Below are 13,865 nucleotides of genomic sequence, written 5' to 3' on the forward strand. Positions count from 1 at the left end.
ATCAAAATTTCACCTTATCTTAACATACATCACATGGTGCAGACCGATGCCCGGTATGTCAAATTCAGGCGAAACGATCTCGAATCCTACGCTTAGATAAAATGGCACTGCCCTTTTACGCGCATTGCACCACATGTAGTTAACCTGCCGGCCGCGCAGATAAGTGATAGCAAAATTAATCAGCATGGCGCCGTAACCCTGCCCCCTGTATTTTTCAAGCGTGGCCATGCCTCTTAACTGATAAGCGCTGCCCTGGAAATCTTTATAGCCCTGCTCATGAAAGGATGCAATACATGCCATCTCTTCCCCTACAAAATAACCAAGATGAAAGCTACTCTCCATTTCATCATTCACAAACCGGCATTCATCAAGGGTTAACTTACCTTCTCTTAAAACTTCGTTGCGGATGGGCAGTACCTCTTCGGCTGTAATAAACTTAATCATGCTTGCTCAGGCTTATTTTTTCAACCAGGTCTGCCAGGCGGCTGGAGTAACCCATCTCGTTATCATACCAGCCCACTACTTTAACCAAACCGCCTACAATAGAGGTAAGCTGAGCATCAAAAATGCAGCTGTGCGGGTTATCTAAAATATCAACAGACACAATTGGGTCTTCTGTATATTCTAAAACATTTTTCATCGGGCCATCAGCAGCAGCTTTAAAGGCATTATTGATCTCTTCAACGGTTGGCAAATGAGCCAGGCTACAGGTAAAATCGGTAAGTGAGCCATTTAAAACCGGAACCCTAATACCCGCCCCTCCCAGTTTACCCTCAAGATGCGGGAATATGTTAGTGATGGCCTTAGCCGCCCCGGTTGTTGTTGGGATGATAGATGATGATGCGGCACGAGCCCTGCGGAGATCTTTATGCGGAGCATCGTGCAGGTTTTGGTCGCCTGTCATGGAGTGTACCGTTGTGATATAACCATCCTTTATGTGCCAGTTATCATCCAATATTTTCACCATGGCTGCTACGTTGTTGGTAGTGCATGATGCGTTAGACAATATAGGTGCATGAATATTAACCGTATCATCATTTACACCTAATACAACCGTAGGTATGGCTTTATCTGCCGACGGAGCAGAAATAATAACCTGCCTGGCACCGGCTGCAAGATGTTTTTGGGCACCATCAAGAGAAGTATATTTTCCGGTTGATTCGATAACCAGGTCTATGCCCATATCGGCCCAGGGCAATAATGAGGGATCGGCCTGGCGCAGTACTTTAATGCTTTGCCCGTTAACAATTATGGCATCACCGCTTACGCTGACCGTACCCTTAAAGCCTCGGTGGACAGAGTCGTATTTAAATAGGTGAGCAAGGGTAGCAGTGTCTGTAAGATCATTGATGGCAACAACCTCAACACCTTGCTTATTCAATATAGTTCTGAGAAAAATTCGGCCTATGCGGCCAAATCCATTTATCGCGATCCTCATTCAGTAACAAATTAGGATGCAAATTTACTTAAATAAAAAAAGCCCCGCCGGGTTATATGAACAAGTTACGCAGCGATAACTTTTCGCGCTGGCGGTTACGCAAAGCAAAGGTTACCATCCAATTACAAAACATAGATAGTGCTACAATGATCATCATCAACGTAAAATTGCCCAGATAGGAAAAGAAGTAGGCAATAAATATCAGCCCAATGTTAACTATGGCTAATAATAACACGGTTTGCAGGTGGGTAAAACCTAACCCCAGTATGCGGTGATGGATATGATTACGGTCTGCCAGGAACGGAGATTTGCCTGTAAAAACCCGGAGTACAAACACCCTCAAAGTATCAAAGATTGGCCCTATTAAAATAGCAAAGGTTAACGCCGGTGCCGAAATGATAGCTGGCGCTGCGCCTGTTGCAGTGAACCTGTTAAGCTCCACCAGCTTTACCGCAAGTATGGCAGATATCAACCCGATGAGCAACGAACCGGCATCTCCCATAAAAATTTTAGCAGGTGTTAAATTGTAGCGCAAAAATCCTAACACAGCACCAACAATGGCCAGTGCAACCGTTGCAAGCTCATAATGCCCCATGTAAATAAATAGTGCAGCAAAGGTTCCGTTAACGATGATACAGGTTGTACCGGCAAGGCCGTCTATACCATCTATTAGGTTAAAGGCATTGATAATAAGGATAATGAATAGTGATGACAGCACAGCACTTACCAGATAGGGTATTTCATGATAGCCAAATACACCATACATGCTTGTAAACCTTATTTTACCAACGGTAACCAGCAATATTGCCACAACCAACTGTATCAAAAACTTAGTACTGGGATTAACGCCCGAAAGATCGTCCTTGATACCCATAATAAAAAGCACGATACTGGCCGCCAGTATGTAGCTTACAGGTATACTTTTATCAACTATGCTGAATAATAGCAGCGTAATAGTAAAACTTACAAAGATAGCCACGCCTCCTAAGCGTGGGATGCCATGGTCATGCTGTTTACGAAAGTGGCCAACATCGTCGTATAAATGGCGAGTACGGGCAACGTGTAAAATTGACGGGATTGCCAATAACGTTATCAGGACAGAAAACGTAGCAATAAATAAGTAGTAAACAAAGTAGTAAGTACCTAGATACTCTTGCATTAGATAAATTATTAGGGGTATTATCTTCTCGCAAATCTACTTTATTGTATTCGGATTAAAAAAATTGTTTTATTTTTCTTAAAGGTTTGAGCAACAACGCCATAGGTGGAAAAATAATCCTGTTTTTATACATAGCTTTAAAATCATAGGCCAGAGCCTTTAATCGGTTGCCCATACTGCTGTTACTTACACCCCCAGTCATCATTTTAACCATAACAACCGGTATGTAGTGAACAGCAAGTTTATGTTTATGTATAAATCTTGTCATCAGTTCATAATCTGCTGCAGATCCATATGCTAAACTATAATTACCCAGATTTTCAAATAACTCCCTTTTACAGTAAAATGTAGGGTGCGGAGGCATCCAACCGAAATTGAATGAACCTTTCTTGTATTTGCCGCTGCGCCACTTACGGATTATTTTACCGGTGCCATCAAGGTAATCAAGGTCACCGTACACAATATACGGGTGGTGGATAGAAAAGGTTTCATACACAACAGTTAAAATATTTTCATTCGAAAGAAAATCATCAGCGTTAAGCGCGCCTACAATTTCTCCTGATGATAATTTTAAACCTTTATTTAAAGCATCGTATATTCCTTGGTCTTTTTCTGAAACACTTATGGCAATGTGCTCGTAAAACTTCGATATAATGTCGACGGTACCGTCTGTTGAGCCTCCATCGATAATTATATATTCAACGTTAGGATAATTTTGGTTTATTACAGACCTTATGCAACGCTCTATGGTGTTAACAGCGTTATAACAAACGGTTATGATTGATATTTTAGGATATTCCAAGCTTAAGGGCCGCTTTAATAAGCGCAAATTATGTATTTTTGAAAGCGCTGCCTAATTTAATTGACAACATTAAGCGGTTATATATATGCGTTTTTTACACCCCTTATTAATTGTAGCATTTGTTGTTATTGCTACTTCCTGCTCTTACAAACAAAACCAGCTTTTATTTCAAAACAGGGTTTCGGCATTAACTGATACCGCACAACAAGCGCCGGTTACGCCTTACCGCATACAACCGCAGGATGCCTTGCAGATACGCAACCTTCAAAACTTGAAATATATTGTTGATGAAGTTCCTATGTCTTCAGGAAATGGAGGAACATCTGCTGGTGGCAACATTGCAGGCAGCGGGCAAACCTACCAGGTTGAGGATGATGGAACCATAACATTACCGGCTATAGGCCATGTGCAGGTGGCTGGCCTAACACGTACCCAGGCAGCCAAAATGATTGAAGACCTGTACCGAAAAAATTTACTAAAAGACCCGCTTATTGAACTTAAAGTAACAAATTTAAAGGTTACCCTTTTAGGCGAGGTTAAATCACCGGGTAATATCCCGCTGCTAAAAGATAATACAACACTGGTTGAGATAATTGGCCAGGCAGGCGGATTAACGCCAGCAGCAAGCGAAAAAGATGTAAAGATCATACGTGGCAAAGGGAAAGGGCAAAAAGTTCACCTCATAGACCTAAGCGATTTAAACTCGATATCAGACCCTCGCACGGTTATGCAAAACGGCGACATTATTTACGTAGCGCAAAACAAACGGGCTATACGTACGGAAAACCTGCAAAATTTTAACACATGGGCACAACCCGCTTTATTATTGCTTAATACAGCATTGATCATATTTACACTATCAAGGCAATAATGAAAGATACTGCGGGTGAAGGCGGCCTGAAATGGTATCCCGTTTACACAAACCCACGTGCCGAAAAAAAAGCATTCGCCGCCTTGATTGCCAAGGGGATCGAGGCTTATTTGCCCCTCCAGCGTAAACTAAAACAATGGAGCGACAGGAAAAAATGGGTGGAAGAGCCTTTGATAACCTCTTACCTTTTTGTACGTATACCTGCAAACAGCCAGGCAGAAGTATTAATGACCAAGGGTATAGCCCGCTTTGTGTACTTCTCCGGTAAGGTGGCTACTATGCCAGATAATCAGATAGAAGAGCTTAAACTTTTAATGGCAAGCTCGCTGGAAATGGAAGTGACTGAAGAAGACCTGCAGCCGGGCGAAAAAATAACCATTAAGGGCGGACCGCTTAAAGGCATAACGGGCGAAATTGTTGCCCATCGTTCGCAAAAGCAATTATTGGTACGACTTGAAAGCATGGGACAATCCATCTTGGTAAATGCTCCCGCTGCTTTGATAAACAGGTTTTGACAACCTGATAGATAGCTTTGTTATTGATAAGTCTCGCCAAAAATGTGACTTACGGAGCGAAGCTGTGTTCAACCCCTAAGATATGTGCAGGATAGCAGGGCTGGTAAATCCCCTAAGTACCGGAACCGAAAAATACAAGGTTAAAGCTATGTGCGATGCTCTACGGCATGGCGGCCCCGATGATGAGGGTATCTATGCAAGTAATGATGGCGGTGTCATCTTTGGCCATCGCAGGCTATCTATTATTGACCTCAGCGCCAACGGTCATCAACCTATGAGTGATACTCATGACAGGGCAGTTATCACGTTCAATGGAGAGATTTATAATTACATCGATCTAAAACAAGAGTTGCTTACTGCAGGTGCAACATTTAAAACCAACAGTGACACCGAAGTAATATTGCAGGCCTATCTTAAGTGGAACACCTCGGCTTTTGGGAAATTAAGGGGAATGTTCGCTTTTGCATTACATGATGTGATAAGCGGTGATGTTTATCTCGTAAGAGACACAGCCGGTATAAAACCTTTGTATTATCATATCGAAGATAAGCAATTGGCATTCGCTTCGGAAGTGAAGGCTTTTAAAGCGGGCGACATTGCTCATGCAAATAATCATAACTGGCCGGTATATCTGTTGGCTTATGGGCATTTGCCGGAGCCGTATACAACCTTACAAAACGTTTACAGCTTACCTAACGGACATTACCTGCATTGGCAGCAAAGTGGAGCCTATAGTATTAAAGGTTATACCACCGATAAAAGTTATAATCGGGTGAACGATAAAGAAGAAGCAAAAAATGGTATCAATGCTACTTTCAGAAGTGCCATAAAGCGCCAACTGATAGCTGACGCGCCTATTGGCGTATTCCTCAGTGGTGGGGTAGATTCAAGTCTTATTACCTTACTTGCCGCTAAGGAAGTGGAACAGCTTAAAACAGTCTCCATCTTTTTTAACGAGAAGCAATATGATGAGCGCGCTTATCAACAAGCAGTTTTAGATAAAACTAAAGGCGATAACTTTACCTACCTGGTAAAGCAAGAAGAGTTTGAACAAAACTTTGCACCGATCGTAAAGGCTATGGATATGCCAACCACTGATGGCATTAATAGCTGGTTCATTAGCAAGTACGCCAGGGAAGCAGGTTTAAAAACAGTATTATCGGGTATAGGTGGCGATGAACTTTTTGGCGGTTATCCATCGTTTGATAGGATCAAATACCTCTCATATTTAAGAAAAATACCTGCGGGTATAATGCAATTATTCAATTTAGCCGGTTCACCGGGATTGAAGCGGCTATCTTACCTTTCGCTCGAAGGTGATAATGCTGATTATCTTGCGCTTAGGGGACTATTCTCACTGAACGAGATATCCCGGTTATTGAATGCGGACCAAAAAGAAATTGAAGACATTTTAGCCGGTGAAGGAAATAGCGAAAATTTACCTTACGATAAACTTAAAGCCGCCAAGCTGGAAACAGGGCTTTACATGCAAAATCAATTACTGCGCGATACGGATATGATGAGCATGCAACACGGCCTTGAGGTTAGGGTGCCGTTCCTTGATGAGGATTTCGCTGCTTACGTAGAGTCGATCGATCCGCATGTTAGGTTCGCAGATGGTAATAAGCAGCTCCTGATAAATAGCTTTAATAAACTGTTACCGGCTGCCGTTTGGCAAAGGCCAAAAATGGGCTTTACCTTCCCTTTACAAAAATGGATGGCAGCAAATAAAGATATTTGCAACGCTGATAATTATAATAGCAGCTTCGCCAATAAAAAAATCGCTGATTTTAAAGCGGGAAAGCTGCATTGGGCAAGAGCCTTCGCCTTATATCACACACAAAAACATGTCTAAAAAGATAGTTCTCTTTTCTTTACAGACTTTTAGCGATACCGGCGGTATTCAAAAAATGACCCGCACCCTATCGCATTCATTACATAATATTTGCAGCCGGAAGCATTGGGATTTTAAATTCGTGTCGTTGTACGATAAGGATGCTGATCTGATGGATCAGTATATCCCCGCAGGCAGTTTTAAGGGCTTTGCCCGAAAGAAGATCAGGTTTATGCTTCAAGGCGTGTTATTCGCCGAAAAACCTGACGTTGTGATATTAAGCCATATAAATCTGGCTGCTGTCGGCGTTTTAATAAAGTTTTTTAGTCCTAAAACAAAAATTTGGCTTGTAGCACATGGCATTGAAATATGGTGCCCTTTATCTCCGTTAAAGCGGAAATTATTAGAAAAAAGTGACAAGATATTGTGCGTGAGCAGATTCACGCTTTCGCAAATAACAAACCGCCACCATTTAACAACGGATAAATGTGAAGTACTGAATAATGTGCTTGATCCTTTTATGCAACTGCCAGCAGATTTAGTTAAACCAGATTATTTGTTGCATCGCTATGGTATAAAAGAAACCGACCAGGTTATGTTAAGCCTTACACGCCTCTCGTCATTTGAACAATACAAAGGGCATGAAAAGGTAATTAAAGCCGTTGCTAAGCTGAAAGAAAAATATCAAAATCTTAAATACATATTAGCCGGCAGATACGATGAACTGGAAGAAGAAAGGATCAAACAGCTTGCTTTAAAATATAACATCCAGGACCGGGTAATACTTACAGGCTTTATTGACGACAAAGAAATATCTGATCATTTCTTAATTGCAGATCTGTTTGTACTGCCAAGCAAAAAAGAAGGTTTTGGGATCGTGTTTATTGAAGCACTTGCGTGCGGGTTACCGGTTATTTGCGGCAACGCAGACGGAAGCGTTGATGCTGTAAGAGACGGAGAACTGGGCATTGCAATCGACCCGGACAATGAGAAAGAACTGGAGCATGCTATAGCAGATTATCTGGACAAACCGCTTACCAATGCTAAACGAAGGGATCTGCAGCAAGAATGTCTTACACACTTTAACGAAAGAAATTACAGTAAGAAAATTGAAAGTATGTTGAGCAATGACTGATATTGAAAACGAACATTGGGACACCATAATTGAACCTCGCGGCAGCCTTCTCGATCTTAAGCTCAAAGATGTTTGGCAATACCGAGACCTGCTGGTGCTGCTTGTCCGCCGCGACTTTGTAGCATTCTATAAGCAGACCATATTAGGCCCCATTTGGTTTTTTATACAGCCGGTTATCACAGTTGTTTTTTACACATTCGTTTTCGGGAATCTTGCAGGCATACCAACAGATGGTGTTCCTAAACCTCTTTTTTACTTGGCTGGTACCATCCTTTGGAATTACTTTGCAGATTGCCTCACCAAAACATCAACCGTATTCAAAGATAATTCTGCTTTGATGAGCAAAGTTTATTTCCCGCGTCTGATAATGCCACTAAGTGTGGTAGCATCAAACCTGATACGTTTTGCAGTGCAATTAGTGTTATTCATCGCCGTCGCAGTATTCTATTTTATAAAAGGTGCAAATATCGAAGTAAATATCTACGCGTTGCTTTTCCCTTTCCTGGTGGTATTAATTGCCGCACAAGGGCTGGGGTTAGGGATGATCATTTCAGCGGTAACCACAAAATATCGAGACCTTGCGTTTGTAGTAACCTTTGGTGTGCCATTGTTAATGTACGCTACTACAGTTATTTACCCGTTATCGGAAGCAGAGGCGAAATTTCCACGTTATAGTTGGGTAATTAAATACAACCCGATAACAACGATCATAGAAACTTTCAGATACGGTTTACTTGGGAAGGGCAGTTTTGATATCGGTCTGCTGGCCTATTGTACAATAGCCACCGTTATTACATTATTAGTAGGAGTAATAATTTATAATAAGGTTGAGAAAAACTTTGTTGATACGATATAAAAACCATTGAAAATACTGCACGTAACCGCATCTTACAAACCGGCGTATATCTATGGCGGCCCTATCATGTCGGTAAGTGCGCTTTGCGAGGCATTGGTCGAAAACGATATCGACGTTGAAGTTTTTACTACAACAGCAAATGGTAGACAGGAATTATCAGTAACACCGGGGACGCCCGAAATGGTAAATGGCGTGCGGGTTACTTACTTCAAACGCATCACTAAAGATCATACTCACTTCTCACCTTCTCTTTTAAAAAACCTGCGTGCAAAGGTTAAAGATTATGATGTAGTCCACATCCATGCCTGGTGGAATCTGGTCTCGGTATTTGCAGCACTTATAGCCACAAGAAATAATATGCCGGTTATATTATCACCGCGAGGAACTTTAAGCTATTATAGTTTTTTAAATCGAAATAGCTTTAAAAAGAGGCTAATACATCATCTCCTTGGCAAAAAGTTGCTTCGCAACTGTCACATTCACGCCACGGCTCAAAGTGAAGCTTTTACTGTAAACAAACTCATAAAGCCGCTAAGCAGTACGGTTATCCCTAACTTTGTGAAACTGCCATGTCAGCTGACTTTTAAACGAACCTTCGATGAAGCATCGCCCATTAAACTTCTGTTTTTCTCTCGTATCGAAGAAAAAAAAGGATTGGATCTACTGCTAAAGGCACTTCCCAAGCTAAATTTTCAATTTAGTTTAACCATCGCTGGCACCGGCGATCCAGAGTACATCAAATCCCTTAAAAGTCTTATTTCCGACAACAATATTGGCCAACAAATAAGCTGGCTTGGTTTTGTTACTGATGATAAGTTTGATGTGTTAAATGATCATGATTTGTTAATCCTCCCTTCGTATGACGAGAATTTTGGTAACGTGGTCATTGAAAGTTTAAGCGTTGGCACACCTGTGTTGATAAGCGACAAGGTTGGCTTAGCGGATTATGTTGCAGACAAGGATATGGGATGGATATTCAAGATTAACACCGACAATTTAAGCGATAAGCTTAACGATATATGTGCTTTGTATAAAAGTAAGTTTGACGTTATCAGTTCCAAAGCTCCTGATATTATCAGAGATGATTTCAATATTGATAAGCTGGTATCTGAATATCTAAGTATGTACAATAACATAGCAACGGCACCTGTAATTCAAGAAATAGCATAATAACTTTGGCTGAAAGTTTAGACATTATCATACTAACCTATAACGAGGAAAAAAACATTGAGGCTTGCCTTAAAAGCACGTTGCCTCTTAATTCCAACATCTATATCGTAGACTCCGGCTCAACAGATAACACGCTGGCGATTTGCAGGAAATTTACAGGCAATATTTTTGATCACCCGTTTGAAAACTATGCGGCACAGCGTAACTGGGCGCTTGCTAACCTGCCTTTGCAAGGCACCTGGATATTTAATGTTGATGCAGACCACCGCATAAGCGAGGAACTTGCACTCGAGCTAAATGCTATTTTATCTACCCAAACCGATGCCGATCTGAATGGTTTTCTAATAAGCCGCCGCACCATTTTTATGGATAAGTGGATAAAGCACGGCGGCCATTACCCTACCTACCATGCAAACATGTTTAGGCGTGGATACGGGAGCTGCGAGGATAAACTCTACGACCAGCATTTCCTCGTAAATGGCAGAACAAAGATCTTAAAGGGCGATATCATCGACATTATTACCGATTCTATAAACACTTTTGTAACACGGCATAACCATTGGGCCACACTCGAAGCACAGTATCAGTTTGCCAAAAAAAATAAACCGGATAGCACTGAACTGATACAACCAAAGTTTTGGGGTAATCCCATGCAACGCAGGCGATATCTAAAAAACAAGTACGAGTCTTTTCCTTTATTTGTTAGGCCGGTAATTTATTTTTTGATCAGGTATTTTATAAAGCTTGGGTTCTTAGATGGTAAAACCGGTTTTGTTTTCCATTTTTTACAAGGTTTTTGGTTCAGGATGATGATCGATATCAAGGTGTATGAGTTACAAAAAACAGATAGCAAACCTGACGAATTAAAGGCTTGACGATAAATGCAGCAAACAGACCTGTCAAAATATAATAACCATCCTTACCGTCCCGGTGCAAATGCTTTTAAGCGTTTGCTTTGGTATTATGTGAATATCATTTTCATCAATAGTGCATGGTTACCAGTAAGCGGTTTTAGGATTTTGCTCCTTAAAGTCTTTGGCGCTCGCATTGGCAAGGTCGTAAGGTTAAAGCCACGCGTTAACATTAAATATCCATGGCATTTGCAAATAGGTGATAACTGCTGGATAGGTGAAGGCGTTTGGATAGATAATTTAACCACCGTTACCCTCGGCAACAATGTATGCTTATCACAGGGTGCTGTTTTACAAACCGGCAGCCATAACTATAAAAAATCAACGTTCGATCTCATCATTGGCCCTATCACCCTTGAGGATGGTGCTTGGATCGGTCAAAATTCCATTGTCAACAAAGGCGTTGTTGTAGGCAGCCATGCTATACTCACCAGTGGATCTGTCACTACCAAAAATCTCGACGCCTACGCTATCTACCAGGGTAACCCCGCCATAAAGGTGCGGGCCCGTCAAATACAATAACTATGTTTCTCCGTTCCGGCTCTGCTTACAAGATCATACTTTCTATCACATTTATATTAATTGCAATACCATGTGCATTACTACTGTTGCATCCTGCGGCTATCTTTCCTGATGCATCCTGGGGTTTCCAGGTCTGGCGCAGCATGCAAAACGGTAGTGGCTTTAATATGATAACACAAGTAAGCCACACAAATATTGCAACTAATGTGGAAGAATTTAAATCCTGGTGGTCGCCGGGCCAATATCTTGTGCCGGGAGCATTTCAGAAACTTTTTGGGCTCGATCTGGGTCATGCATCATCACTTACCACTATCATTTGCCAGTTCTCCGGCCTGGCAGGCCTTTATGCTTTCTTTAAAAAGGCAGGCTTCAGCAAAATCATCAGTGCTTTGTCTATCCTCATCATCGCCCTGCAGCAGTCGTTCTTAACACCTTTCATATTTTATAACGGCGGGGAAGTTTTGCTATTTGGGTTTATAGGCTGGTTTTTGTACGGATGCTTGTCATTTACAAAGCCGGGCATCGTGTTGGTAGTTTTCGTTCTGCTATCGGGGTGGATCGGCTTTTTTGCTAAATCATCTTTTTTATGGATGTACGGTGCCGGATTATTATTTATTTGGATAAAACTGTCAAAACATACAAGAGAGATAAAAACGTGGCTTGTCAATGGCTTATGGATAGGCGTGCCGGCGGTAATTTCATTCGCTGTAATTTACCTTACATACATTTCCAGAGGGGTTAATCCATCATCCGCATCGGGTGGTTTGGATTTCAGTTTAAAAGTATTTGCCTTTCCTTTGGCTTCGCCACTATTGGCTGGCTTTTCATTTGATGATATAGCCAATGGCTTTATATTCCACAATGATGCGGTGATCTTCAGCCCGGGGCAAGCGGTAGCTATAATTGCCATTTTAGCTATCGTAAGCCTGTTACTTATTTACTTCATCTGTAAAAAGGTGCCGAATAAGCGGTACGCGGTATTACTGGCAATATTTTATGCTGCGGCAGTATTATTCTTCGGCTCGGCTTTTTTACGTAAACTGGATATATCTTTTGAGGCCAGGCACTTCCGTACGGTAGGCTTGCTTACAATCCCCGGCGCCGTTTACCTGTTTAGCCGCGCTGCAAAAGTCTACCGTATAGCATTTGGCTTAATGGTAGCCATTACAGCTTTCTTTGGTTTAAAGTTCTATATTTTATCGCACATAGCACTAAGAACAGAAGCAGTTCACAGCACCAGCGGCATAGCGCAACAGTTTGCTGATAAGGAAACTATGGATTATCTGCGAATGCTGGATAACCATAACAACAATGCAGTATTCGTATTTTTTAGCCCGGATATGGGGTTAGAGATCAACCATAACCGCAGCATCACCTTAGATCCGCTCGGTAGGGATATTAGTATCAATATGGATGATTATACCTACAAAGGACATGGAGGCCCGGTTTACATTCTGATGCCACATAATTACATTGGCATACGCGCTAATGTTCTACTCAAATGCTTCCCCGGCTACAAAGGTTTTTCTCTTAAGGAGCTAAGCGACGATTACGTGCTTTACTACGCAACAGAAGCCAGGTAACTATTTATTGATCTCTCTCCAGAGCAGGTCCTTAAGCTCGGTGATCCCTTTCTGAGCCACCGCCGATATAAAGATGTGCGGTACATTCTTCGGCAATTCTTTTTCCATTTCTTCCTGCAATTCCTGGTCAAGCATATCAGCTTTGGTGATGGCCAAAACACGGGGCTTGTGCATCAGTTCCGGGTTATACTCGTTAAGCTCATTTAACAGGATATCATACTCTTGTTTAATAGTGCGGTTAGTATCGGCAGGTACCATAAACAGCAGCGTAGAGTTACGCTCGATATGGCGAAGGAAACGGATACCTAATCCTTTTCCCTGTGAAGCACCTTCAATAATCCCCGGAATATCGGCCATTACAAATGAGCGGTTATCGCGATAGCTTACAATGCCCAGGTTAGGAACTAATGTGGTAAAGGCATAGTCAGCTATCTCCGGCTTAGCGGCAGATACTACCGAAAGCAAAGTTGATTTACCTGCATTTGGGAAACCCACCAAACCTACATCAGCAAGTAGTTTAAGCTCTAACACGTTCCAATCCTCACGGCCATCTTCGCCAGGTTGCGCAAAACGGGGCGTTTGCTGGGTTGGTGTTTTAAAGTGCCAGTTACCTAAACCACCACGACCGCCAGGGGTAATTATTTTGGTCTCGCCGTCAGCGTTTATCTCAAAAAGTACCTCACCTGTCTCTGCATTGCGGGCAATAGTACCCAGCGGCACTTCTAATATTTCATCGCGGCCGGTTTTACCTGAGCGCTGAGAACTGCCTCCGGATTCGCCGTCACCAGCAATAACGTGTTTACGATATTTAAGATGTAGCAATGTCCACAACTGCGCATTACCTTTTACAATAACATGCCCGCCACGGCCACCATCACCACCATCGGGGCCGCCCTTTGCTGTAAAAACATCACGATGTAAATGCGCAGAGCCCGGCCCACCATGGCCCGAGCGACAGCAAATTTTTACGTAATCAACAAAGTTAGATCCCTGAGACATGGTATTACTTTTTAAAAGGAAAGTCCGAAAGTTAGTAAAGTCCGAAAGTAGAGAGATTTGCAGCTCCCCA

General features: G+C 42.1%; 14 protein-coding genes. 9 read left to right on the top strand and 5 right to left on the bottom strand.

All coding sequences use genetic code 11. The features are described 5' to 3' along the window. Positions 1–9 precede the first annotated feature (9 nt). From FPZ42_RS01605 to FPZ42_RS01620, 4 genes are read right to left on the bottom strand one after another with little or no spacing between them, the layout of a single operon-like run. Positions 10–444, bottom strand: a complete 435-nt coding sequence (locus FPZ42_RS01605; RefSeq protein WP_146268751.1) for a GNAT family N-acetyltransferase — start codon at positions 442–444, stop codon at positions 10–12. After that, positions 437–1,438, bottom strand: coding sequence for a type I glyceraldehyde-3-phosphate dehydrogenase (gap, locus tag FPZ42_RS01610; RefSeq protein ID WP_146268752.1), 1,002 nt, complete (start codon positions 1,436–1,438; stop codon positions 437–439). The genes FPZ42_RS01605 and gap overlap by 8 nt, the downstream gene beginning before the upstream one ends. A gap of 52 nt (positions 1,439–1,490) precedes the next feature. Next, on the bottom strand, positions 1,491–2,597 hold the full coding sequence (locus tag FPZ42_RS01615) for an MraY family glycosyltransferase (RefSeq protein ID WP_146268753.1): 1,107 nt from the start codon (positions 2,595–2,597) through the stop codon (positions 1,491–1,493). A 55-nt stretch (positions 2,598–2,652) separates the two neighbouring features. Next, positions 2,653–3,399 carry a glycosyltransferase family 2 protein gene (locus FPZ42_RS01620; protein WP_146268754.1) on the bottom strand — a complete coding sequence of 249 codons (747 nt, stop codon included), beginning with the start codon at positions 3,397–3,399 and terminating at the stop codon, positions 2,653–2,655. Between the two features lie 85 nt (positions 3,400–3,484). Between FPZ42_RS01620 and FPZ42_RS01625 the strand changes: the two genes are divergently transcribed. The 9 genes from FPZ42_RS01625 (at position 3,485) to FPZ42_RS01665 (ending at position 12,796) form a co-directional block, all read left to right on the top strand. Beyond that, positions 3,485–4,270 (top strand): polysaccharide biosynthesis/export family protein, encoded by a 786-nt coding sequence (locus FPZ42_RS01625; RefSeq protein ID WP_146268755.1) that lies wholly within the window; start codon positions 3,485–3,487, stop codon positions 4,268–4,270. Next, on the top strand, positions 4,270–4,785 hold the full coding sequence (locus tag FPZ42_RS01630) for a UpxY family transcription antiterminator (protein WP_146268756.1): 516 nt from the start codon (positions 4,270–4,272) through the stop codon (positions 4,783–4,785). Before FPZ42_RS01625 ends, FPZ42_RS01630 begins: the two co-directional genes overlap by 1 nt. Before the next feature lie 82 nt (positions 4,786–4,867). Next, positions 4,868–6,640, top strand: a complete 1,773-nt coding sequence (gene asnB / locus FPZ42_RS01635) for an asparagine synthase (glutamine-hydrolyzing) (RefSeq protein WP_146268757.1) — start codon at positions 4,868–4,870, stop codon at positions 6,638–6,640. Further along, positions 6,633–7,754, top strand: coding sequence for a glycosyltransferase family 4 protein (locus FPZ42_RS01640; RefSeq protein WP_146268758.1), 1,122 nt, complete (start codon positions 6,633–6,635; stop codon positions 7,752–7,754). The genes asnB and FPZ42_RS01640 overlap by 8 nt, the downstream gene beginning before the upstream one ends. Then, positions 7,747–8,610, top strand: coding sequence for an ABC transporter permease (locus FPZ42_RS01645; protein ID WP_146268759.1), 864 nt, complete (start codon positions 7,747–7,749; stop codon positions 8,608–8,610). The genes FPZ42_RS01640 and FPZ42_RS01645 overlap by 8 nt, the downstream gene beginning before the upstream one ends. Before the next feature lie 6 nt (positions 8,611–8,616). Beyond that, positions 8,617–9,780 (top strand): XrtY-associated glycosyltransferase XYAG1, encoded by a 1,164-nt coding sequence (locus FPZ42_RS01650; RefSeq protein WP_391561000.1) that lies wholly within the window; start codon positions 8,617–8,619, stop codon positions 9,778–9,780. Between the two features lie 5 nt (positions 9,781–9,785). After that, on the top strand, positions 9,786–10,655 hold the full coding sequence (locus FPZ42_RS01655; RefSeq protein WP_146268761.1) for a glycosyltransferase family 2 protein: 870 nt from the start codon (positions 9,786–9,788) through the stop codon (positions 10,653–10,655). Between the two features lie 6 nt (positions 10,656–10,661). Beyond that, positions 10,662–11,213 carry a WcaF family extracellular polysaccharide biosynthesis acetyltransferase gene (locus FPZ42_RS01660; protein ID WP_146268762.1) on the top strand — a complete coding sequence of 184 codons (552 nt, stop codon included), beginning with the start codon at positions 10,662–10,664 and terminating at the stop codon, positions 11,211–11,213. Between the two features lie 2 nt (positions 11,214–11,215). Next, positions 11,216–12,796 carry a hypothetical protein gene (locus FPZ42_RS01665; RefSeq protein WP_146268763.1) on the top strand — a complete coding sequence of 527 codons (1,581 nt, stop codon included), beginning with the start codon at positions 11,216–11,218 and terminating at the stop codon, positions 12,794–12,796. Here FPZ42_RS01665 and obgE read toward each other — a convergent pair whose 3' ends face one another. After that, entirely contained in the window at positions 12,797–13,795 is a 999-nt protein-coding gene (obgE, locus tag FPZ42_RS01670) for a GTPase ObgE (RefSeq protein ID WP_146268764.1), read from the bottom strand. Positions 13,796–13,865: the final 70 nt, after the last annotated feature.

Origin of the sequence: Mucilaginibacter achroorhodeus (assembly GCF_007846095.1) — a bacterium.
GTDB lineage: Bacteria > Bacteroidota > Bacteroidia > Sphingobacteriales > Sphingobacteriaceae > Mucilaginibacter > Mucilaginibacter achroorhodeus.

Coding starts and splice junctions, on each gene's coding strand:
- asnB (WP_146268757.1), top strand. CDS start 4,868: ATGTGCAGGATAGCAGGGCTGGTAAATCCCCTAAGTACCGGAACCGAA.
- gap (WP_146268752.1), bottom strand. CDS start 1,438: ATGAGGATCGCGATAAATGGATTTGGCCGCATAGGCCGAATTTTTCTC.
- FPZ42_RS01625 (WP_146268755.1), top strand. CDS start 3,485: ATGCGTTTTTTACACCCCTTATTAATTGTAGCATTTGTTGTTATTGCT.
- obgE (WP_146268764.1), bottom strand. CDS start 13,795: ATGTCTCAGGGATCTAACTTTGTTGATTACGTAAAAATTTGCTGTCGC.
- FPZ42_RS01660 (WP_146268762.1), top strand. CDS start 10,662: ATGCAGCAAACAGACCTGTCAAAATATAATAACCATCCTTACCGTCCC.
- FPZ42_RS01665 (WP_146268763.1), top strand. CDS start 11,216: ATGTTTCTCCGTTCCGGCTCTGCTTACAAGATCATACTTTCTATCACA.
- FPZ42_RS01615 (WP_146268753.1), bottom strand. CDS start 2,597: ATGCAAGAGTATCTAGGTACTTACTACTTTGTTTACTACTTATTTATT.
- FPZ42_RS01640 (WP_146268758.1), top strand. CDS start 6,633: ATGTCTAAAAAGATAGTTCTCTTTTCTTTACAGACTTTTAGCGATACC.
- FPZ42_RS01645 (WP_146268759.1), top strand. CDS start 7,747: ATGACTGATATTGAAAACGAACATTGGGACACCATAATTGAACCTCGC.
- FPZ42_RS01630 (WP_146268756.1), top strand. CDS start 4,270: ATGAAAGATACTGCGGGTGAAGGCGGCCTGAAATGGTATCCCGTTTAC.
- FPZ42_RS01605 (WP_146268751.1), bottom strand. CDS start 444: ATGATTAAGTTTATTACAGCCGAAGAGGTACTGCCCATCCGCAACGAA.